General features: G+C 52.7%; 15 protein-coding genes. 3 read left to right on the top strand and 12 right to left on the bottom strand.

What is annotated here, in order from left to right; genetic code table 11:
• Positions 1-5 precede the first annotated feature (5 nt).
• The gene (locus tag IT444_06015) at positions 6-1,190 is read right to left on the bottom strand and encodes a hypothetical protein (protein ID MCC7192323.1); all 1,185 of its coding nucleotides are present in this window, start codon (positions 1,188-1,190) and stop codon (positions 6-8) included.
• A gap of 211 nt (positions 1,191-1,401) precedes the next feature.
• On the opposite strand from IT444_06015, the gene IT444_06020 reads away from it, so the two are divergent.
• The 3 genes from IT444_06020 to IT444_06030 all read left to right on the top strand — a co-directional run bounded on the left by IT444_06020 (position 1,402) and on the right by IT444_06030 (position 7,079).
• On the top strand, positions 1,402-2,067 hold the full coding sequence (locus IT444_06020; protein MCC7192324.1) for a hypothetical protein: 666 nt from the start codon (positions 1,402-1,404) through the stop codon (positions 2,065-2,067).
• A gap of 110 nt (positions 2,068-2,177) precedes the next feature.
• On the top strand, positions 2,178-3,023 hold the full coding sequence (locus IT444_06025; GenBank protein MCC7192325.1) for a type II secretion system protein: 846 nt from the start codon (positions 2,178-2,180) through the stop codon (positions 3,021-3,023).
• A gap of 327 nt (positions 3,024-3,350) precedes the next feature.
• A complete protein-coding gene (locus tag IT444_06030; GenBank protein ID MCC7192326.1) occupies positions 3,351-7,079 on the top strand; it encodes a 2-oxoacid:acceptor oxidoreductase family protein in 3,729 nt (1,242 codons plus the stop codon).
• 14 nt (positions 7,080-7,093) lie between these two features.
• On the opposite strand, the gene IT444_06035 is transcribed toward IT444_06030, so the two are convergent.
• The 11 genes from IT444_06035 to IT444_06085 all read right to left on the bottom strand — a co-directional run bounded on the left by IT444_06035 (position 7,094) and on the right by IT444_06085 (position 21,988).
• Positions 7,094-7,951 (bottom strand): hypothetical protein, encoded by an 858-nt coding sequence (locus IT444_06035; GenBank protein ID MCC7192327.1) that lies wholly within the window; start codon positions 7,949-7,951, stop codon positions 7,094-7,096.
• A gap of 302 nt (positions 7,952-8,253) precedes the next feature.
• Complete coding sequence (locus IT444_06040; protein MCC7192328.1) at positions 8,254-8,505, bottom strand: cold shock domain-containing protein; 252 nt, start codon at positions 8,503-8,505, stop codon at positions 8,254-8,256.
• A 762-nt stretch (positions 8,506-9,267) separates the two neighbouring features.
• On the bottom strand, positions 9,268-11,397 hold the full coding sequence (gene pnp / locus IT444_06045; GenBank protein MCC7192329.1) for a polyribonucleotide nucleotidyltransferase: 2,130 nt from the start codon (positions 11,395-11,397) through the stop codon (positions 9,268-9,270).
• 198 nt (positions 11,398-11,595) lie between these two features.
• Positions 11,596-11,865 (bottom strand): 30S ribosomal protein S15, encoded by a 270-nt coding sequence (rpsO, locus tag IT444_06050; protein MCC7192330.1) that lies wholly within the window; start codon positions 11,863-11,865, stop codon positions 11,596-11,598.
• A gap of 296 nt (positions 11,866-12,161) precedes the next feature.
• On the bottom strand, positions 12,162-12,779 hold the full coding sequence (locus IT444_06055) for a class I SAM-dependent methyltransferase (protein ID MCC7192331.1): 618 nt from the start codon (positions 12,777-12,779) through the stop codon (positions 12,162-12,164).
• Between the two features lie 334 nt (positions 12,780-13,113).
• Complete coding sequence (locus tag IT444_06060; GenBank protein ID MCC7192332.1) at positions 13,114-15,114, bottom strand: glycosyltransferase; 2,001 nt, start codon at positions 15,112-15,114, stop codon at positions 13,114-13,116.
• A 172-nt stretch (positions 15,115-15,286) separates the two neighbouring features.
• A complete protein-coding gene (lpxA, locus tag IT444_06065) occupies positions 15,287-16,153 on the bottom strand; it encodes an acyl-ACP--UDP-N-acetylglucosamine O-acyltransferase (GenBank protein MCC7192333.1) in 867 nt (288 codons plus the stop codon).
• Between the two features lie 99 nt (positions 16,154-16,252).
• Positions 16,253-17,563, bottom strand: a complete 1,311-nt coding sequence (gene lpxC / locus IT444_06070; protein MCC7192334.1) for a UDP-3-O-[3-hydroxymyristoyl] N-acetylglucosamine deacetylase — start codon at positions 17,561-17,563, stop codon at positions 16,253-16,255.
• Positions 17,564-17,632: 69 nt separating this feature from the next.
• Positions 17,633-18,637 (bottom strand): UDP-3-O-(3-hydroxymyristoyl)glucosamine N-acyltransferase, encoded by a 1,005-nt coding sequence (gene lpxD / locus IT444_06075; protein MCC7192335.1) that lies wholly within the window; start codon positions 18,635-18,637, stop codon positions 17,633-17,635.
• A gap of 52 nt (positions 18,638-18,689) precedes the next feature.
• A complete protein-coding gene (locus tag IT444_06080; protein MCC7192336.1) occupies positions 18,690-19,289 on the bottom strand; it encodes an OmpH family outer membrane protein in 600 nt (199 codons plus the stop codon).
• 161 nt (positions 19,290-19,450) lie between these two features.
• Positions 19,451-21,988, bottom strand: coding sequence for a BamA/TamA family outer membrane protein (locus IT444_06085; GenBank protein MCC7192337.1), 2,538 nt, complete (start codon positions 21,986-21,988; stop codon positions 19,451-19,453).
• Positions 21,989-22,146: the final 158 nt, after the last annotated feature.

Here is a 22,146-nt window from a genome sequence, read left to right on the forward strand (position 1 = left end):
GCGAGTTATAGCTGTGGCTTGCGTACAGTTGATGTTGTGTGATGAATCTTTTCCACGACTGCTCCGGCGACATGTCCACCAAATCCTGCAGCAAAAATCGCTTGTCGCTGGATCGAACCTGCGTTAGTCGATTCAACGCTTAGTTTGATTGGCGACTCCATTGGTCTGGTGAGCCAAGGCATAGGCGGTCGCTGATTAGTCTTTGCACAAAGACACGCGATGACCAAAGATACAAGCCCTGCTGCACCTAAGCCGTGGCCGATTGCTCCTTTGGCTGCATAGATATCAGCGTTGGTCGCCCCTGCACGGACATAAACCCCCAATTCAGCAGGATCGTGTTCAAATGTCCCAGTAGCGTGCGGATGGATGAGATCCGGTAGGCCTCTTGAGAAAAGTGATCGGGTTACATGCTCCAGAGCCGGCATCCGCGGATCGGTACGGATCAGATCAAAGGCTTCCGCAGCGATCGCGGTGTCTGTGAGTTCAATTTCACCTGACAACGATTCGTAATCTGCATATTCAGTACTATCGGCTCGTCGGAGAACAACAGCAGCTGCCAATTCCGCAAGCATGAATCCACCACGGCTTTTATCGAGTGGAGAACCTCGAAACTGTTCAGCATTCAGTGGTGGCAACACGCCTAATCGGTTATAGCTGTGAATAAAGGTGGGCAGAAGTGCTGCTTCGCTGGTGACCACCAGCATTTCACGCGGGCCGTCAAGATCACGTTGCAGCATTCGTCGAGCCTGATGCAAGGCTGTCAGGCTCGACGCGCACGCTGCTACGGTACAGAGGACATTGCCTAATCCGAGTCGATGACGGAGGTGTTCCGCGAGGTATCCATGTGGTCCGAGAGTAACGGCTTTGACCACATCCTGAGGTATCGAGCCATACCGCCATCTCAAGGGATCCGACTGCTGTGAGGCGGTTTTCCTCGCAGCGGCAGACATCGCAGCAACCGCTCCTTTGCTCGCACCGATAATGGTATTGATTGGTTTATCGGCACGGCCACCGGTTGTTCGACCAGCCATAAAAAGTGCCTCGCGTGCTGCCCGTTCCGCCAGATCGATGGCAGGGTCCCCAGCCACGTGCTGGCCGATACCAATGCAACCAACAGCACGCACGAGATCAACCGGGGCGGTATCCAGAGGCAACCGGGCACAGCGGTCGGCGATTGTCCGGCCCGCCAACAGTGCAGCGAAGGTTTCCCACGCAGAGTTACCTAGAGGCGTGAGCAGGCCGAATCCTGCGATAATGATGCGCGATGAGGAAGAAATTGCTTTAGTCCTGAGTCGGGTTGTAAATTGTATGAAACCGCTCCGCTCATGCGGAGCTTGGCAATGCAGGCAGGCATGAGTCAGCGTAAAATCCTGAGCGTTCCTTTCTTTGAAGAGGTATCCAATGAAAAAATATCTGACTTGGGTCGCAATCGCTGTGATTAGTCATATTGCCCTGACAGCATCAGGGCTTGCGGACTCTTCGGCGAATCCAACCTTGCGTGACTCTGCTGCCATTCGGAAAGAAATCGAAGAGACGCAAGTTCGTGTGGCACAACTGGAGCGTGAGGCTGCGCAGGCCGACCAGCGCGAGGCGGAAGCTCAGCAACTGGCAGATCTACGAAATCAAGCGATAGATCGGAACAAAGCTGTCAGTGCTGAACTGATCGAACTGGTAAAGACCACCGATACAACACTGACGCAAGCCCAACTTGCACAAAGGGACGCACGTATTTCCTTTCTCAAGATCTGTCAGGGCATTGATGAAAAAATCACTCAGTTCGACGGCGCGTCTCATTTGCCTGAAGCCAAATCTTTGATTGTTACTCGAGACATTGCTGAAGCCCGCTGGGCCATTGTCACGGCTCCGACAACCGATCGCTCGACCAGAATTGAGTCACTTGAGCCTTATGCTTTGGAATCAATGCAGGTTCGCAATATGGTGAATAAACTCAAGCAACTTCATGAGCAGGATATTAAAGATGCAGAGGCGGAGTTTATTTTGCGTCAACAGCGCATCAGAGCTGCCGCGGAAATGGAACACTTGTTTGAGGATGCGGTGAAGGGTTAATTTCAAGAAACTCTTTTATTTCGGATAGTTGGAGGATATGCTGGTAATAAAGTATTTGTATTGCCTCTCGTTAAGTTTTGCTCTGTAGGCAAAATTTTGTGGAAAGGTTTATGCGTTACGTAATAAACCGAACCCAAACGTCTCGTCAATTGCGAGCATTTACGCTTATAGAGCTGTTAGTTGTCATTTCAATCATTGCCTTGTTGCTCGCTCTGCTGTTGCCCGTACTCGAACGTGCGAAAGAATCGGGATATCGCATCCGGTGTGGGGCGCAGCTTCATCAGTGGTACTTGGCCATACGTACTTACGCATCAGACAATGTAGGCGATTTCCCGGGGGTTACAGCATGGGGTTGTAACGATCTGTTTACCGATCGCGTGGACTTTAGCGGAGTGCCTGAACAGAACTGGAAATGGATGCCATCCTATGGTTTTGCGTGGGAGCTTACGCAATGCGCTTCACGCAAGCATCCGCGCAACGCCTGGTATGGCCGTGCCTACCAGAATGGCGGCTGGTTTGCGACCGATTACTACCACTTTTTTGGAAGAGGAGACCGCCCTCATAGCTCCCCGCCGATTTGGCCGATCGACTGGGGCTCACCTGCTTACAGCTACTACGGCTGGACCATCACCTACTGGAACTTCACGCCGAGCTTTCAAAATCGTTCCCCAATTCCAAACATCGATAAGTTTCGTCGCAGCAGTAAGACTGTATTAGCCTTCGACCGAAGCTGGACACCCACCAATCCTGGCGTTTACTACGATTACCCCGGCTTTGATAGCCAGAGCAATCATCCTAAGGGTTCCGTAGGCTCGCCGCTTTGGGCGGAAGGGGCGAATTACCTGCTCCTTGATGGTGCTGTCGTGTGGGACAATCTCACAGGTGCTGTTGGGTTCATTGGCGGCCACGACTACTATCGGTGGTTTATCGTCGGGCAGCGATTGCTGTACCCGTGAGATATATGAGTGTACGAACTGAGTGATACGAGCTGTTCTTTGACGCTAAAAGTCAAGGTAAGCACCTTGTGATCACAACATGAGCCATGGTTTTGTGTACCGGTATTTAACCCAAAATAAGTTTGGCATCACCTCCGCGTTACTTCTATAATCAGGCGTGATGGATCAGGGAAACAGTAAACGGACCTGATTCAAAGACTTCGAAGCCGCTGTGTATTTTGTTAGAGGCACGGTCAGCTTTGGAGTTTTGGCGAATGCGGTTGTTGCATTCCTTCGTTGCGTTCAGGGCTTCGGGCGAGGCTTACTTCCTTTAGGACAGTTATTTACATGAAGTATGACCCGCGCTTCGTGAAAGAGGCAGGGCTCGAAATCTTCACGGGGAATGAATTGCTCGTGAAGGGTGCCCTCGAGGTGGAAGGTGGGGTTCACCTTTTTACCGGTTATCCGGGTTCGCCTGTAGCCGGCGTCTTTGATGCGCTCGAAGCAATTGCTCCTCTCCTTGATGAACACGGCATAGTCGCCAAGCTGGCGAACAACGAAGCGATCTCTGTCGCCATGGTCAACGGCGCGCAGATGGCCGGATGCAGAGCGATTACCGCTTTCAAATCCGTTGGTCTGCATGTCGCCAGTGATGCGCTGGCGTTGGGTGTGCTTGCCGGCAGTACTGATGATTCTGGGGGTCTGATCATCTGTGGCGACGATCCGTGGTCTGACTCGACTCAGGTGCCGGCTGATTCGCGTTTCCTTGCTGAACATGTCCGCATGCCGATGATCGAGCCTTGCTCGCCGCAAGAGGTCAAGGACTGGGTTGACCTGGCGTTCAAGCTTGGAAAAGCGGGGAAGATTTTTATCGGTTATTCGATGCTTGTTACGACGGCCGATGGTGGCGGAACGGTCGAGTGCCGACCAAACCACTATCCAATCATCAACGAAAAGCAGAAACGAACCCTTAGCTACACAAAAGACATCGAACCGAATCTCGAACGCACCGTCTTGTTGCCGCCGCGGAGCTGGCAGCGTGAACTCGTGCTTGACGAGCGGTTGAATGCCGTAAAGGTTGCCGCACGACAGCTTGGAATCAACCGCATCCTCCACCGCCCCGTGAAAGACGAAGTTGTACCCATCGGCTTCATCGCCTACGGGTGTGCTTACGCCTATCTCGCACATGCATTGGCAGAGATCGGGCTGGCAGGCCGGATACCGATTCTTAAGCTGGGGATGAGCTATCCCGTCGATGAAGTTATCGTTACTGAGTTTGCACGACAATGTCGGCAAGTCTTTGTAATTGAGGAGCGCAGGAGCTTCGTAGAGCGACAGGTCATCGAAATTCTTAACCCGCTCAAACAGTCGGGGGAACTGAATACCGAAGTTTACGGCAAGCAGTTCCCCAGGCCGCTCAAGGGCATACCTTCGACCCGCGGGCTTAATCCATCGCTGCTGATAGAACGGCTAGTACCGCTTGTGCGCAATCATCCATCTCTGCCGATCGAATTAACCAATGGCCGACTGACCTCGGAAATGGATCGGCTGCAATCAACCGGAGGATTTGAGCTCAATATCCCTGACCGTTCTCCGACGTTTTGCCCGGGCTGCCCACATCGTGATTCCACCAACGTACTGCTCGAGCTTCGCCGCGATCTGCTCGATCCGCAGTACATGATGGAGCGACACAAGCGAAGACCGGTGGACATGGTGGCGCATGGCGACACCGGCTGCTACACGATGCTGATGTTCGAGCCTAATAAGCCGCTCATGCATAACTATTCGGGCATGGGGCTAGGGGGAGCGACTGGCAGTGGTGTTGATCCGTTCATCGACAACAAGCAGATCGTTTTCATGGGTGACGGTACGTTCTTCCACTCCGGCCAGGTGGCGATCAGTCACTCCATCAAGTCCGGGCAGGATATTACATACATCATTCTGGACAACAAGACGACCGCGATGACCGGCCATCAGGGTAACGCGGGTATGGATCTCGATCTGATGGGTCGGACGACGTTTGCTCAGGACATTGAACGCATTGTCAGCGCGATGATCCCGAAGGAGCTTACGAAGGATGTACGCGTTGTACGCATAGACCCAGCCGATCGGAATCGCTATCGCAAGCTGCTGGAGCAGACCATCCTCGCCGACGGCGTGAAGGTTGTCATTGCTGACAAGGAATGCGGTATTACGTTCCACCGTCGAGTTCGATCCGAAGAGCGCAAGGAATTGCGTGAGCGCGGCTACCTGTCAAAAAAGTCGCACATGAACGTTTCGACGGAAGTTTGCGAGTTCTGTCTGGAATGTACGACGCAGACCGGCTGTCCGGGATTAAAAATCAGTGATACGGACTATGGCCCGAAGATTCAGACGGATTTTTCATGGTGTGTGAATGATGGCGCATGCCAGAGGATCAATGCGTGTCCGAGCTTTGAGGAAGTAACGATCCTGCGCAAGCAGTCACCTCGAAATCCAGATGAACACGTTGATTTGACGGATATTCCTGACCCTCCACGACCGATCCACGCCGATCAGGATACATGGCGCTGTTACCTTGCGGGTGTCGGCGGGATGGGGATTGGACTTTGCACCGCTTTGCTGGTGACTGCCGGTCACGAAATGGGGTACCACGTCCAGTTCCTAGACAAAAAGGGACTGGCAATCCGAAACGGTGGCGTATTCTCGCAACTCGTGTACTCACGTGCGCCGCAGAGTGGCGGCGACCGCGCGGAGACCCTGACTACACCGATCATCCCATACGGTAAGGCAGATCTCATCCTTGGCGTTGATATGCTCGAGGCGACTCGTGGCATCGATCCGAAACACCCGTATCGTGTCGCTTCACGTGACCGTACCGCTGCGGTTGTGAACACTGCCAAGACGCCAACCATCACCACATTGATGGGCAAGAGCGATTTCACCGTTGAGTCACTGGAAAAAATAATCAAAGACCACACAAACGCGACCCATTATTTCGGGTTCAATGTTGGCGATCTCTGTGAGCGCGTACTCGATTCAAAGCTTTATGCCAACATCATGATGCTCGGCATCGCTTATCAGAAGGGTTTTCTACCGCTGAGGCTCGATGCGATTGAATCGGCGATTCGTGCTGTGGTTCGCAGTGAATCCGATCGTAACCTGCGGGCATTCAATATTGGGCGAAAGATTGTCGTTCGGCCGGATCTGTTTGTCGTCGAACCCACACACGAGATCGAATCAGCGCGTAAGGCTTTCCGTCGCAAAGGTAACAGCCTCCGTGTGACATTCGGCACGGGCAGGCGCGGCAAGCGGATCGCCAAGCAATGGCGAATTCTCATGAAACAGACCTTCCGTGCAACGCGCGGTCTGCATCTTGATGATTCACTTGTGCGCGATGTCATTATCCGTGCCTACGACTGTCTGATCTGGGGTGGAATGGATTATGCGAGACGGTATTGCGAGCAACTTGTAAAAGTGTTCCGCTGCGATGATGAGAAGCACAACTACCGAATCACTCGAGCTGTAGTTTGGAATCTTGCAAAAGTCATGCTTATCAAGGATGAGGTGTACGTCGGTGCGCTGCTGACTAATCCTGAAAAATACAAGCGTGATCGCCGCCGGTATAACGTCAACCCCGCCAACGGGGACAAGATCATCTACAAGCATCACAATCGGCCGGAGTTTGAAATCTTCGGTACGAAGATTCGCTTCGAATGGAAGAGCCGTGACTGGCAGCTTCGAATGATCAGTAACATGCGATTCCTTCGCACGCTTCTACCCAAGTGGCACGCGAAGGAGAAAGCATTCCGTGATTGGTATGAAGGTCTGATAGCCAGAATGACCGCAGGTAGTGATGTCGGTCTTCAGGATCCGCGGCAATATCAGCAGTGGTTAGCGGTATTGAGCGTACCTGAGCCGGTGACTGGCTTCCGTGAAGTTCGATATCCGAAAATGGAATCTGCTACACGACGAGCGGAACAACTACTGGCGATGGATCTCAGTGAGTTTGAGCCTAAATCGGGAGGGATGGCTGATCCAAATACTCAGGCACAACAGGAACGCACCGTGAGCCTAACGATTTTGACACCCGTTTAAGGACTGAATTTTTCTCATTTTGCCGGCAGCGTGATAAAAAAGTCTGTTCCCTTACCCACTTCTGAGTGTACGCTCACCGTGCCGCCATGTTCTTCGATAATTCGCCGTGTCGTTGGCAGGCCGAGACCGGTACCAGTCTTCTTGCTTGAATAGTAGGGCTGAAATATTTTCTCCAGCCTTTCCGCGGGAATTCCTGGACCACAGTCAGTTACATGGATTTGTAATTCATCCTGCCCGCCCGTTTTTTTGCGATCGGTACGAATGATCAGCTCGTTGCACCCGCCATGTGCGATATTCTTATTTCTGGCCTCGTCCATTGCCTGTGTAGCATTAATGATGAGATTGAGCATTGCCTGCTTGAGCAGGCCGGCATCAGCAGGAGCGATGGGCGGATTGGCAGCCAGTTGGGTCCGAAGCTGTATCTTGGCTGCCTGAGCTTGCGGAGCAAAGAAATCAACCAGCTCTTCAACCAGAACATTGATGTTGGTTGGATGGAGATCGAGCTTGACTTGGCCGGCAAAGCGGAGAAAGTCTTCAAGAATGACACGCAGCCGTTGTGTTTCACGGGTGAGTGATTCGATCCTGCGTTGTGCGCGATCGAGTCGTTCGCTTCCTACGCTGCCCGCCGGCAATTCGGCTGCTGCATCTCGGAGATCTTCCTTGAGAAGCTGAACATTCAGATTGACGGTTGATAAAGGGTTTTTAATCTCGTGCGCCAGACCACCCGTGAGCGTGCCTAGTTCTGCCAGACGCTCCGCCGCCTGCGCACGACGCTCCAACCGACGCACACGCTGCTCGGTACGCCTCGATGCCCAGGCGACCAGCGGCACGGCAATTAAAACTCCGATTCCTAAGCCAAACCAGAAGTACATACGACAAAAGGATAACCGGACATCACGGATGCGTGATGCGGACGTGCTTACAGTCTTACCTTACATAAGAAAAAGAAACGCATTACACCCAAAGGCAACATGATGTAAGTTTTCACGTTCTGTCAGGATTATGTTTCAAGAGTCCTGGCGGATTTTCGAAGGGGGATGGAAAATAAAGCTGCTTTCCCCCGTTTTCAATTGATAACACTGCGAGAAGACGAGTGCGAAAGTCGTCTGCAAGACTTGCGGTACGGAGTACGTTGGGGCAGAAATAAAATCCGATTTATTCCACCAGCCGGAAATCAGTTCGGATGAGAAGGATCGCTCGCCGGTTTGTATTGTGGATTCGATTCCAGCCGAGTAACCGTGCGAGCCTGCCAACCTTTTTCACCTTGAATCAGCTCATATTCGACAGGTTCGCCGTCCTTGAGTGACCTGAAGCCGTCCCCCATGATCTGGCTGTAGTGGACGAAAACATCCTGTCCCTCCGGCCCTACGATAAATCCGAACCCCTTTTTGGGGTCAAACCATTTCACATTTCCGCGCGTCGCCATGGACGTGCTCCTGTAAACTGTAAGAGATGAATAGACAGCCCCGATCTCCCGGATTCACGACACCTATCCCTTTCGGATTGCTTTTGTCATTCACAGCAATCGAATCCGAATGGGTCGGATGAAACCTACTTGTCACCGCAAGCCAGCATGCAGCCGACAAAGCGGATTCCGTGAAAAAACAAAATTCCCCTAACGCTCCTCGAAATGCTTGGGAGCGTTATATTAATTCTAAACTTACCCAGCTTCCACCGCAACTATCACATCAACAATAAAACGGCATTTCTTCGCAAATTAAGCGAGAATGAATGGTTTGATCCAACCTATTAAATAGATATTGATATCTTGATTTCAATCCCAAAATGTTTGCGTCGTTGCCAACCATTGAGGTCTTCACCGCAGCTTGGTTGGTAGATCAGTCGCAGGCTGAGTGAGAGTAAATCAGGCAGTAGTCAGAATTCCATATTTGGACAAATTATGTATCAAACCGTGTTTCTAAAAAGAAGAAGTGATAACACTTTGAATCGAGTCGTTGGATAGCTCTGAGGGAGGGGGCGTGATGAGTTGTCGGGTAAGACACTTACACCATAATCCCTGGGGCGGGGATTCATTGGGGTACCAGCGAGATGTTCGTGAAGTACATCTGCTGTCAATAAAGATTGACAGTTGCGTTTTGCACTTTGGATCGTCAAGGGAAAACAAGCCCTGCGACCTCGGAAATTTTATACCCAGAGTAGTTGGCGGCGGAACTAGGCTGTCGGACGATTACTGCTTTTTCTCGCCTTCTTCTTTGATTGCCGATTTGCGAGATAGCTTTACGCGGCCCTGGTCGTCGATGAGGATCACTTTTACGCGGATCACATCACCGAGCTTCACGACGTCGCCAACTCGTTCGACAAATCCGTCTGCCAGCTCAGAAATATGGCATAGGCCATCCTGTCCGGGGATCACTTCCACGAAGGCACCGAAATCTTTGATAGAGCTTACGCGACCGGAATAAATCTGGCCGACTTTTACCTCGGCACAAAGTTTTTCCACCTCTTCAAGCGCACGCTCAGCTTTACCTTCGCCGACACCGGAGATAAAGACTGTGCCGTCTTCTTCAACCTCGATGATGGCACCAGTCGCTTCCTGAATGGCGCGGATGGTCTTGCCGCCTGGGCCGATGAGTTTTCCGATTTTTTCGGGATGAATATGTGTGCTGAGAATGCGCGGAGCGTACTTGCTGATGGTCTCGCGCGGTTGAGGGATGGCATCCTCAATCATGTCGATGATCTGAAGGCGGTTTGTTCTGGCGAGTTCGAATGTTTTTCGGATCTGATCGATGCTCAGACCTCTAATTTTCAGGTCGAGCTGGATGGCAGTGATACCGTCTCGCGTGCCTGTGACTTTGAAGTCCATATCGCCGAAGTGATCTTCTTCGCCTTGAATGTCGGTGAGAAAAACTTCGCGACCGCCCTCACTGATTAACCCGATGGAGATGCCGGCAACGGCGGCACCAATGGGGACGCCAGCATCCATCAGGGCGAGTGTTCCGCCGCACGCCGATGCCATCGATGATGAACCGTTGGATTCAAGGATGTCGCTAACAAGCCGTACGGTATAGGGGAATACATCGACGGGAGGGAGGATCGGTTGCAGTGCTCGCTGGGCGAGCATGCCATGGCCAATCTCTCGCCGACCTGGTCCTGTAATACGCTTGGCTTCACCCACAGAGAATGGCGGGAAGTTGTAGTGGAGATAAAACTTCTCCGCATATTCATCACCCAGGCCGTCCACGATCTGTTCGTCTTTCTTCGTACCGAGTGTGAGCGTGACCAGTGCCTGTGTTTCGCCGCGAGTAAAGAGTGCCGAGCCATGGACTCGCGGCAGGACGCCGACTTCGCAGGTAATTTTACGTAGCTCGTCGAATTTACGGCCATCAGTGCGCGTGCCGGAGAGAATGACCTCGCGGGTAATTTTTTCTTCGAGATCAGCGATCGCGAGCTTGGCGTCCTTGACTCGCTGCTCGTAACGCTTGATCTCCGCGACACTGGCAGAGTCACCGGGCTTGGGAAACTCAGTTTCGAGGAATACCTTTTTGGCTTTGTCAACGGCTTCGTAGCGTTCGAGCTTGAGACCGCCGGATGTTTTGGCGGCTTTGAGCGGTCCGGTCAGTTTCGCGTTGACGATTGAGACAACGTCAGCAGCAGGAAGCTGAAGATCACAGACTTTAGCCTTACCCGCCTTGGCAGCGAGTTCATCAATTTTCCCGACGATTTGCTTGATGTAGCCATAACCGAACTCAATAGCGGAGGCGACAATATCTTCAGCTAATTCATGCGCACCGACTTCGATCATGTTGAGGCCATCTTTGTGGCCGCAGAGCAGCATGTCGAGATCGGAATATTCATTCTGTGCGGCGGTAGGCATGATGACGAACTTGCCATCCACGCGACCGACACGGACATTGCCAACCGGCCCCTCAAAGGGCAGAGTGCTCACCGCCAGTGCGGCGGACGCTGCGATACCGGCGAGGACATCAGGCTCATTCTGACCATCCGCAGCCAGCACCCAGCATTGGATTTGCACTTCGTCGAAGAATCCCTTGGGGAACAGCGGCCGAATCGGTCGGTCGATGTTCCGCATGGTCAAAGTCTCCTTCTGGTTTGGAGACCCTTCACGTTTGCGGAATCCACCGGGGAACTTTCCTGCTGCGCTGAGCCGCTCACGGTAATCGACTGTGAGCGGGAAGAAGTCGATGCCCTCTCGTGGAGCAGCACGAACGACCGTGCCAAGTACAACCGTTTCGCCGTATTGAACGACGACTGCACCGTCAGCCTGTTTTGCCAGTTTGCCCGTCTCGATGCTCAGCGTGCGTCCGCCCAGCTCCATCTCTACGCGTGTGACTGCCATTCTGCATTTCCTTTATGTGTGCGGTGGGAGAAGAACAGGAGCGGTGCGCTCCATGTGAAAGACGCGGGTTTACCCCGCATGGCCGCCTCAACATTGGAAGCAGAAGACAGAAGGCTTAACGCACCTTACGTGTCGCCGGTGCGCCGAGCCCACTGCCATCCGCTTCTTCCCCATATGGGGCCAGAGGCGGCCTGACGATTACTTACGCAGGCCCAGACGGCCGATCAGTTCCTGATACTTCGGGCGGTCGGCCTCAGCGAGGTACTGGAGCAGGCGGTTGCGCTTGCTCACCATGATCAACAACCCGCGTCGCGATGCGTAGTCGTGCTTGTGGTCACGCAGGTGCTCGGTGAGACTGGTGATCCGCTCTGTCAGGAGGGCGACCTGAACTTCAGGCGATCCCGAATCGGTCTCGCCACGGCGGTAGTTGTGAATGATGCTTTGCTTCTTTTCTGCGGAAATCGTCATTGCTCAATTCTTTCCTGATCTCGCAAATCGTGTAGACCTGCGAGAAACGCTTGATCGTTCGTCCGTCATTGATTTTGAGCCACATATCGTAACAACTGCCGAGAATTATGGCAAAGCGTCCCAATGCGATTTCTCTGCAGCCGTGCTTGTAGGCACAACCCATCTAAACCAAGCGATCATTTCTCTGGCGGATCGGAGGAAGAGACGTGTAAATCATTAGTAAAACAAATATTACAACTATTTAACATTCGCTAGTGATCTGGACAATACGGTTACGCTCATGACACTAAGGCAAGTCAGCGCGGACGGTCAGCCGCGAACACCATTGATTTCCATAGATACGGATAGCGACCGGCACCGGCAAACTGAAGATTGACAAAACCGGCTTCCTTGAGCAGATAACCGAGTGTTTGCCGGCTCCAGAGTTTGATGTGACCTCCATCCCAGAGAGGCGATGCGTGGCGGTCCCACAGGTTCCCCAGACTCAGAACGAGATTTTTCAGGTAGCCGTGGTAAGGCGTTGAGCAAATCAATCGGCCGCCTGGTTTCAGTGCCTGGTAACACGCAGACGCCCAAATTCGAGGCAGATAAACATGCTCGATGACTTCCATACTCATCACGACGTCAAACGGAGATTCTCCTAACTGAGGCAGTGGGTCAGACGACGCTTCCATCACCTCGAATCGAGCTGAGGGGTACGCCTCGCGGGCAATAGTGATCCCTTCATTGGAAGGATCGATGCCAACGACGCTAAATCCTCTTGACACCATTTCTCCCGCCCAGAATCCATTGCCGCAACCGATGTCCAAAACCCGAAGGCCAGGAGTAGCTGCGGGCAGAAACTTATCAATAGGTTGCTGCAGGTAAGAAACAGTGTGTGAACGGAAATTGCGTCTGTGGCCGAACTCTGGCACACGTACACCTGATTGATTTGCGGTTTCATTTGACATGGATGGAAAGCCCCGGATCCCAAAAGGGCAATGAACTGAGTCAATAGGATAACAGGCTGATTGCTCGGGAAAGATATTTTTTACACGAACACCTTCCTTAATGACATGCTGACGATGCTATCCAACAGGGAGTCTGTTTGGAGTTAACGCTTAAAAGAGTGGCGGTTCGTTGATTGATAAAAAATGGTTGGGAGGCTGGCGCAATCAGGCAGACGCCTTCGACGTCTTGTGATTAGCGATTGCGTTCTAAATCTTTCAGTGATCAAGAAATTCAGAGAAAAGTCCTCTCAGGTTTAATTTACTTTCCTGCATCGGGTTTTACAGAGGTTGTTACGCTCATTTGGGTGGAAGGTAGATTAGGAGTTCGCGAATCGCATTTTTTCATTTCGTGATATTTCGCAATGGAAATGAACTCATACCATCCCATCAGTCGAGACATTACATAGCCGGAATATCCATCCAGAAATCCACGTTTGAGAATATAACTGTAAAGAAAACGAAGGGTTGGTCGGAATGGAAGGTGTCGCACGACCTTTTTGATCCATCGTCGTCGCTCGATGGGGCCGCCTAAAATCGAAGCCTGTACGGAACCCAGACGATCCTCACCCATAACATAGGCTTCCCAATTGGAATACCGATTGTGTTTATCAATCCAGGTAGCCAGATTAGGATAGGCGTAATGAAGGAAATCTCCTTCAAGATATCCAGCTTGGCCTGTTGTCAGGACAATATGTTCGTGTACTTCGTTATCTCCTGAACTAGTATCACCAAGCGCACCAATCCGCTCATATCGTCCAACGCGGTGCCGGAATAAACGTATGTTATAGCTGGGATAGTATCCACATCCTTTGATCCAGGTTCCCATGAACATGAACCGTCGATTCAGCCAATAGCCGTCCCCACATCCATCCTTGCGTCTGTTTTCAGAGGGCTGATTGACGACCACGCGACGTATCTCTTCCGCCAGCTTTGGCATCATGATTTCGTCAGCGTCGAGGATCAGTACCCATTCATTTTTCCAGCGTACCGTATCCAGAGCCCAGTTCTTTTTCTTCGGCCAACCATTGGAACTATAGGTGAAGCAGTACACGTCAGCCCCCATGGACTGTGCCAGCGGTACCGTCAGATCGGTGGAGTGACTATCCACCACAACAATCTCGCTGGCCCACATGACGTGTCGCAGACATTCGACAATGTTGCGTTCTTCGTTTTTTACCGGGATGAGAACAGATACCGGAACGCTGCCCCGCGAAGGCCACTGGCCGACAGGCGGGCGATCAGGCTGCGTCAGATGGACCATCGCATCGGCACGTGAATCACGAGGCATGGGGCGACTCGGATCCGAGTCAACCGAAACCGACTCCGGCGATGGAGTCTGCTTGATTTGAGGTAAAGGCTGAGGAGCCTGCAGGGGTTCTGTGCGCGGAGGGCTTCCTTCCGGTTGAGCTAATGATGAGTGCGTTGGGACTTGAGCAGAGGGAGAGGTTACACCTCGCTTGAGAGCCTTGAGCTTCACCGACACCATATAATCATACATACTGATGAACTTACAGAACTCATAGCCGGCTCGGCCGTCAAGTATTCCCATTCGAAGCACGTACATATAAAAAAAACGCCATAGCGGGGTCCCCGGAATATGAGGGATCAGATGGCGTTTCATCCATCGATTACGTCTTGTTTGTGCAGAGATATTCGGCGTCAGGGAAATATCTGAATGAGTCACAATGTCGCGATAAATCGACCTCGCTTCCAGTGTGGAATAGCGATTATGCTTTGCAATAAAGTGTTCTAATCCACGGCGATCGTTATGCAACATAGGCTCAGAGATATATCCCAACGGATTATCAATGATAATATGTTCATGTACCTCACGATCTTCATAAACACCAAGCCCTCGCTTGAAAAGCCGAAGATTCCAACTGGGAAAGTAGCCGCAGTGATGGATTGGCTTGTTAAGAAAGTACGTTAGTCTGTTGATGAAAAATCCATTTTCCACTACGGAGTCAACAGGCTTGGATGTGATCTGGGTGATCTGCGTGCGTAAGCGATTCGTGATGACTTCATCCGCATCGATGATGAAGGTCCACGGAGAGGTAAGCGGTAGATTGGCTAAACCCCAGTTTTTTTGCTTGGCATAACCGGGCCAATTGTGATGAATGACTTCTGCACCATATGAACGGGCAATGTCCTGAGTTCCGTCCGTCGAATCACTGTCAACAACAAATATTTTATTTGTCCATCCCTGCAATGCGGAGAGACAATGCGGCAGATTAATCGCCTCGTTGTAGGTGATAATCATGACGTCAATCATGCGGCGAAATCTCCCAGTCGTTGACTCTCCGCAACACTATTAATAACGAGAGAATCCAAGTACCACGAAAAAAATCACACCACTCCAAAGCGGTGTTCAAATACATCATCGCTGGTGATCCACATAACGTCACGGGTCGCAATAATGGTGATACTAGATCCTATCGTGTGCTGGATGCGCCTTTGCGTCGATCATCGCGACGCTTGCCCTCGAGATACCTGCCAAAAACGCCTGCCGTACTGCGTTCAACAGCATCGACGAAAATGTTGACGCATTCATAACTTCCGTATTGTCTGCGTAGAGCAGCAAGTCTTTCCTCAATGCTCCCGCGGGAATCGCTTTCACCTTCACCCAGGCGGCGATTCTGCCGGTAAACCCGTCGGAAGCAGTCCCTGATTGCGTCGATGGATTGCGGTGTGAATCCATGACGCTCCATGCCTATGAAATTGGGTTGGCGTACCGCCGCTGGATCACCTTCGACAAGCATGAATGGCGGCACATCATGCACGACCCGTGACATACCTCCGGTGTAGGAGTATTGCCCGACCGTCACGAAATGGTGTACCCCGGTGACGCCTGCGATGTTGGCGTGGTCTTCGACACGGACGTGACCGGATAGCCCCACGTTATTGGCGATCAGCACATGGCTTCCGATTTCACAGTCATGAGCGATGTGGGCACCAGCCATGATGAGGTTTTGACTACCGACTCGCGTAACACCGCCGCCGTTTTGTGTGCCAAGGTGCATCGTGACCAGTTCACGAATCTGGTTGCGGTCACCGATGATGAGCTGCGCATCCTCTCCGCGAAATTTGAGATCCTGAGGATCTGCACCAAGTACAGCTTGTGGCCAGATGACGTTCCCCGCACCAATGGTCGTACAACCAAGTACCGAAACATGGCTCACCAGCCGAGTACCTTCGCCGATACAGACATTGGCTCCGACGTAGCAAAGCGGGCCGACGACAACATCGGCGGCGAGCTTTGCGCCAGCTTCGATGACAGATGATGGATGGATCGTGGGCATTCGCGATGGTCGGTGGCCGTTTGTCGATGATCGATGGGTTTTGATTGTGATGCTATTGAGTCACCATCGTTATCAATCATGGGTGGTCGGCTACCCCTTTCATGTCTCTTCCTGGTCCACCACAATAAATTTCACTTCTGCTTCCGCGGCTAATTCTTCGGCCACATAGGCACGACAACGCATATGAGCCGTCCGGCTGCGAATTCTCACGGCCTCGGCCTCAAGCATAAGTTGATCGCCTGGTGTCACCGGACGGCGCAGCTTCACACGATCGAGCGAGAGCAGCACGGCAAGCTTGCCCGCATAGTCTGCATGCCGCGCCATCAACACACCCGAGAGTTGTGCCATCGCTTCTACGATAAGCACTCCCGGCATGATCGGCGTGCCGGGGTAATGGCCCTGAAAGAATGGCTCGTTAATCGTTACGTTCTTGATTCCCAGCACGCGGCGATCATCATCAATCTCCACCACGCGATCTACCAGCAGCATTGGGTAGCGGTGGGGCAAAATCTTGATCAGTTTGCGAACATCAAGCACCTCACGATGCAGAGCCAGCTCATGTCGATCACGACCGCGATATTGCCGAATCATCCGGCGGACTAAAGCCTGATTGAGCCAGTGTCCTGATTTATGGGCGATGATCCTTCCCTGGATAGGTGCTCCCAGAAGCGAGAGATCGCCGATCAGGTCGAGCACCTTGTGGCGAGCAGGCTCGTTGGAGAAACGAAACGAATTGCCGCCGATAGGCCCGTGGCTATCGATGACTAGCACGTCCATTGCGGTCAGGTGCGTGCCGAGTCCTGCCTCGCGCAGTGCCGTTGCTTCGGATTCGAGTACGAAGGTTCGTGCAGGGGCGATGTCTTTCTCGTAATTGCCTTTATTAAAGTCAAAAACAGCCAGTTGCCGTCCGATCACGGGATGGTCGCCGTAATTCAGGTCGTACATAGCTTGCATACGTGGCTGGTCAGACGGCACGGCGGCAACCATCGCGTCGTCATGTTGAACAATAATTGGCTCGGTGACGACAAAATACTTCCGTGGCACATCACTGATGACAAGGCCGGCTTCTTTCAATGCGTTGAAGTAGGGAAGGGATGATCCATCCATTCCCGGTAGTTCAGGGCCGCTGATTTCGATGATGAGGTTGTCGATCCCCAGACCTGCAACAGCACTGAGGCAGTGTTCGCAGGTTTCTATGGAGGCGGCCGCGTTACGGAGGGTGGTGCGGCGAGCGCGTTTGAGCACGTAATTCACCAATGCCGGCACGGGCGTATTACCCAGATCGGTACGGATGAAAATGACGCCATGATTCACCGGCGCTGGGCGGAAGGTGACCGTCGCGGGCGTGCCGGTAAAGAGGCCGCGCCCTGAGAGAGAAGTTGACTTGGCGATGGTGTTCTGGAGTTCCATAGGGGGCTGAGCGCAGATACACAGGGTCCAGACAGAAGCATTCTTGATGCGTGTTCTGGAGTCTGAGACCTATTTCTGCCGCATTAACTTAATCAATTCCGGCAGCTTCCGCATGGCGGCATATTCCCGCAACGCTTCACGATGCTCCCGTGCTGGATAGCCTGCAACGGTCTGGCCTTGGGCAACGTCTTCCATGACAGCGGCTGCACCGGCGATTTTTGCCCCAGCTCCGATTTTGACATGCTCACGGACGACCACGCATCCGCCGATCACCACGCCATCGCCTACAACGACACTGCCCGCCAGGCTGGTATTGCCAGCGATGATGACCATGCGACCGATGACGCAGTTGTGAGCAATTTGACATAGATTGTCGATTTTCGATCCGTCACCGATCACAGTTTGAGAAAATTTCGCACGGTCCACGCAGGTCGCCGCCCCGATTTCCACATCGTTACCGATGACCACGGTCCCGATCTGAGGAATCTTGACGATGCTGCGCTTGTCAAGAGCAGGACGGTAGCCGAATCCGTCCGCACCAATCACAACATTTGGGTGAAAGATGACGCGATCGCCAATTGTGCATCGCTGACCGATGACTACACCGGGGTAGAGTTCACTAGCGGTGCCGATCACAGCATGGGCAAGAACCGTGACGTTGGGATGTAAGACCGTTTTCGCGCCGATTTTTACATGTTCACCCACGTAACAGTGCGGTCCGATGGCGACGTCAGCCTCAATGATCGCTGAAGGTTCAATGACCGCACTGGGGTGAATACCTACCGGACGAATAATTTCCGGTGCGAAAAGCTCCAGAACAATCGCAATAGCCAGGTCAGCATCGGTTACGCGGATAGCTGCACGCTGCCCTGCATCAATCTGCACATCCTGGCCGATCAGCGCAGCTCCCGCACGGCTTGTTGGCCACGCTGGCGCATGCTTCGCATCACGGATAAAGGTGATCTGACTGGGAGTGGCAGCATCAAGCCTCTCCACGCCGGTGATTTCCACATCAGGCCGGCCGATAAGCTCACCGCCGACATGAGCCGCGATCTCTTTGGCCGTCAGTGACATGGGCGTATCGGATGATTGCGTTGGACTAGGGACAACAATGCCGCGGTACTAATCACTTCTTGTTGACGTATTCGTTGTTCATGATCGTGATGACACGGGCGGTGATATCAAGGTCAGCTTTCGACCACAAGGCCACCCGAATCCCCTGATCATAGACTTGGCCGTTTCCAGCAGGTATGCGAACATTCTGCTGCTTTGGAAGCACAACGTCGTAGTTGTCAGTCTCGGCCAGCTTGCCTACCGCCGCCGCAACTTTGTTTTGTAACGCCTGGCCTTGCAGGCGATATTCGCGAGCCAGCGCGGCATTTTGCCACTGGTCCCAAGCCTGAAACTCAAAGGCTTCCCGTTCGAGAGATTCCTGAGCCTCTTTGTATTTCGCGGTGTTCTGGCCGAGTACCTCAAGGTCTCCTTTGAGTTGTTCGAGTTTTTTTTGTTTATCCATCCGCTCCTGCTGATACTTCTGCTGGCGTGTCTTGAGGTCGGCCTCGATCTGAACCTTTTCGGTGAGGTCAGACAAAATCTTCTCCATGTCCACGACAGCCACAGCCGTCGGACGTGCTTTCAATGCTTCAGCGGCTTGCGAACCCACAAATGCTCCTGCCGCGAGCACACCGAACGCCGACGCGAAAACCCAGATGCGATGCTTAGTCATGGTTAATCTCCGGAGAGTTTGATGCGGTTGATACGAGTCCGTTTTAACACGACGAGGGCAGTCGAGCAAAGGCAGGTAACACAAATCACTTATGCTGACACAGTTTTTTGAGTTTACTCGTTTGCTACGTGTGACCAGATGCCTCCCAAATCTATGTGATCTCAGAACGGCACCGCCAGATCGAAGCTGAAGTACTGAATATCGTCTTCCTTCTCTTTTATGAGCGGATACGCTACGTCCAGCGCGAAAGGTGCCTGGCCAAGGAACGGGATTTTGATTCGAATACCGGTACCGATGGATACGCGGTATTTACTGAAGTTGAAGTCGGTATCCACAGTGCCGGTATCAGTAAAGAATACTGCACGGATGACGTCTTCGTAAACAGGAAAGTTGTATTCAAAGCTCTGGATGAAAAGGAACTCGCCGCCGATGGGATCATCACCCAGGGTCAGCGTATCGTTGCGGATACCTCTAGGGCTGACGCCGCGGAAATCGAAGCCTCGAAGGCTGCGATGGCCGCCGGCATAGAATCGCTCAAACACCGGCACCTCGTCGGCGTCTTCAAGAATGTATCCGATTTCAGTACGCGAGCTAAAGACAGTGCGGCGACCAAAAAAGTCTTCATCCACCGTCCAGAACTTACGAAATTCCGTCGTAATTCCCGTAAAGTCGAAGTCACCACCCAATGCGCCAGTTCGGCTGATACCCGCTTCCCATTTACTTCCGCGTGTGGGGAATATCGCGTTGTCGGTGGTGTTACGGGCAACGTAGAAACCCAGTGAGGTAATGAGGTTTTTGCCCTCGACAGCAAAAACATCAACCGGCGCGTCGGTTTCAATATTTTCGATGTTTACATGCTCCCCGCGTGCTCGAATGGAAGCGGACCACACGTCACCAAACCGCTGGCCTAGTCCGACAGCCCCGCCAAACCGCTCCTCATCGTACTGAGATCGACTGCGAGTGAAAAAGAAAAGGCTCGTATCAAGGAACAGACTCGAATCAAGCAGGTAGGGTTCACGGAAGTTGACTGAATACCGGCTGGTTTCATTACCCGGCTGGAGGGAGATTCCAAAGTATTGACCAGCACCGCGAAATGCTTTGCCGGAGAAAAACTCGCCCGGTGAATCAGGGAAGTCTGCAATATCAAAATTCCTCTGCACGAGGTCAATCGCTCCCAGCACGCCTGAGTCGGAGCTGATCCCCGCACCGAAGCTGAGGCTGCCCGTATTCTTTTCCTCGACAGTCACCAATACATCACGTTCCGGCGAACCGACGGGTTGACCGATGCGATTGATCATTGCTTCATCGGTCAGGATCTTCGAGGTTTCTTCGGGCGAAGTCGTGGCTTTGGGTGTTCGGACTGGTTGGCCGAGAACCGTTACTGTTCCCTTGGAGAAAAGCGAAGACTCGGTGAGGCGTTGCTCGGTAATTTTGATACCGGTTCCGTCAAACCGTCTGCCGGGCTTCATTCCACGCACCTGACGCAGGATTACTTTGTCCTTGGTCAGATCGTTGCCGCTGACGGACATCTTGCCCACGGTGTAAGGGACGCCTTCATCAAGGTTGACGATGACATCCACCTTGGGTTCGGTTTCGTGGAAGAGTCGTTTGACTTCGACGCGGGCCTCAATGAAGCCCAGTTTCCCGTAAAGCTCGCCGAGGCTTTCTTCGGTTTTGGTTAACAGATCCGCGGAAAAGATGTCGCCCTGCTTGAGAGCCATCGTTTCAAGGATCTGCTCAGAGGTGAAGATATTGTTGCCAGCAACCTTGATGGAAGAGACCGTGTATCGCTGCCCTTCCTGAACGAAAAAGACAACCACCGCGCTGCGCTGGTCCGGGGCGAGGTCGATTCGTCTGCCGACCTGGGCGTCCAGGTAACCACGTTCGTGATAAAAGTCACGAACCCTGGCCGCGTCCGAATCGAGCTGCTCACGGCTCAGTTCACCTTTGCGAAAGATGAACACGTAGGTATTCGACTTGATCTTGCTTTGGAGTTGGCCGTCACTGAAGGCCGTGTTGTTCTCAAATCGAATGCCACGGATTTTGGGTTTGGGACCCTCACGGATGCGGTAGAGGAGAATCCCCGACTCGTTTAGTGCTTCCTGATCGACCGTGACATCGGTGACAAAGTAGCCGGATTTTTCGTAAGCTCGTCTGATTTCCGTAGCACCACGATCAATGAGAAACGGGTCGATGGGATCGCCTGCTCGGAGTAGCACCAGCGCCAGCAGTTCTCCGTCTTTTTTCTTTTTATTGCCGACAACTTGTACGTCGCTCAGCAGAGCTTGCTCACCCAGGACATAGGTCAGGATCACGGTGCCATCAGGCTGCGCCTCGACACGGGCCTGGACGCTGTTGAATCGTCCAAGGCTGGTAATGCGGATGATGTCCTCGTTAACCACATCGGGGTCATAGGGATCGCCTTTGGCGACGCGGATCTGATTGCGTACCAGCGTTTCAGGAACCTGTTTGAGGCCTTCGATGCGGATGTCGTCCACCGGTCGGTCGCGGACATCAACGCCTTGTGCCATCACGCTTGGCGCAAATGTCACCAGTACCATCACCCATAAGGTGAACAGGACATAACCAGTGATCGAGCGGCGGTAGGCCGGCACAGCCGGATGGCTCGAAAGCAAAGAGGGCATGTCAATCAACCGCCGGCTCCGGTAGGGCTTGAAGTCGGGGAGTTTAACCGTCATGAACCGACGATGCCAAATGGCCTTGTCCAGAAATTATCGGGCTGTGCGGTCAATTCGTGTCACGTCCCCGAGGTACTCGTGATCTACCGCTTTGGCCGCAAATCAGTCCAGAGGCAGAGCCATCCGGTTGGGAAAATAACTACTCAGCATCATCGTGC

Source organism: Phycisphaeraceae bacterium (genome assembly GCA_020851465.1).
In the GTDB taxonomy this organism is placed as follows: domain Bacteria; phylum Planctomycetota; class Phycisphaerae; order Phycisphaerales; family Phycisphaeraceae; genus JADZCR01.

What these genes read in the sequence shown, in the direction of transcription:
- IT444_06060 (MCC7192332.1), bottom strand. Translation starts at nt 15,114, where the DNA reads ATGATTATCACCTACAACGAGGCGATTAATCTGCCGCATTGTCTCTCC.
- IT444_06030 (MCC7192326.1), top strand. Translation starts at nt 3,351, where the DNA reads ATGAAGTATGACCCGCGCTTCGTGAAAGAGGCAGGGCTCGAAATCTTC.
- pnp (MCC7192329.1), bottom strand. Translation starts at nt 11,397, where the DNA reads ATGGCAGTCACACGCGTAGAGATGGAGCTGGGCGGACGCACGCTGAGC.
- IT444_06020 (MCC7192324.1), top strand. Translation starts at nt 1,402, where the DNA reads ATGAAAAAATATCTGACTTGGGTCGCAATCGCTGTGATTAGTCATATT.
- IT444_06025 (MCC7192325.1), top strand. Translation starts at nt 2,178, where the DNA reads ATGCGTTACGTAATAAACCGAACCCAAACGTCTCGTCAATTGCGAGCA.
- lpxC (MCC7192334.1), bottom strand. Translation starts at nt 17,563, where the DNA reads ATGGAACTCCAGAACACCATCGCCAAGTCAACTTCTCTCTCAGGGCGC.
- lpxA (MCC7192333.1), bottom strand. Translation starts at nt 16,153, where the DNA reads ATGCCCACGATCCATCCATCATCTGTCATCGAAGCTGGCGCAAAGCTC.
- rpsO (MCC7192330.1), bottom strand. Translation starts at nt 11,865, where the DNA reads ATGACGATTTCCGCAGAAAAGAAGCAAAGCATCATTCACAACTACCGC.
- IT444_06085 (MCC7192337.1), bottom strand. Translation starts at nt 21,988, where the DNA reads ATGACGGTTAAACTCCCCGACTTCAAGCCCTACCGGAGCCGGCGGTTG.
- IT444_06080 (MCC7192336.1), bottom strand. Translation starts at nt 19,289, where the DNA reads ATGACTAAGCATCGCATCTGGGTTTTCGCGTCGGCGTTCGGTGTGCTC.
- IT444_06040 (MCC7192328.1), bottom strand. Translation starts at nt 8,505, where the DNA reads ATGGCGACGCGCGGAAATGTGAAATGGTTTGACCCCAAAAAGGGGTTC.
- lpxD (MCC7192335.1), bottom strand. Translation starts at nt 18,637, where the DNA reads ATGTCACTGACGGCCAAAGAGATCGCGGCTCATGTCGGCGGTGAGCTT.
- IT444_06035 (MCC7192327.1), bottom strand. Translation starts at nt 7,951, where the DNA reads ATGTACTTCTGGTTTGGCTTAGGAATCGGAGTTTTAATTGCCGTGCCG.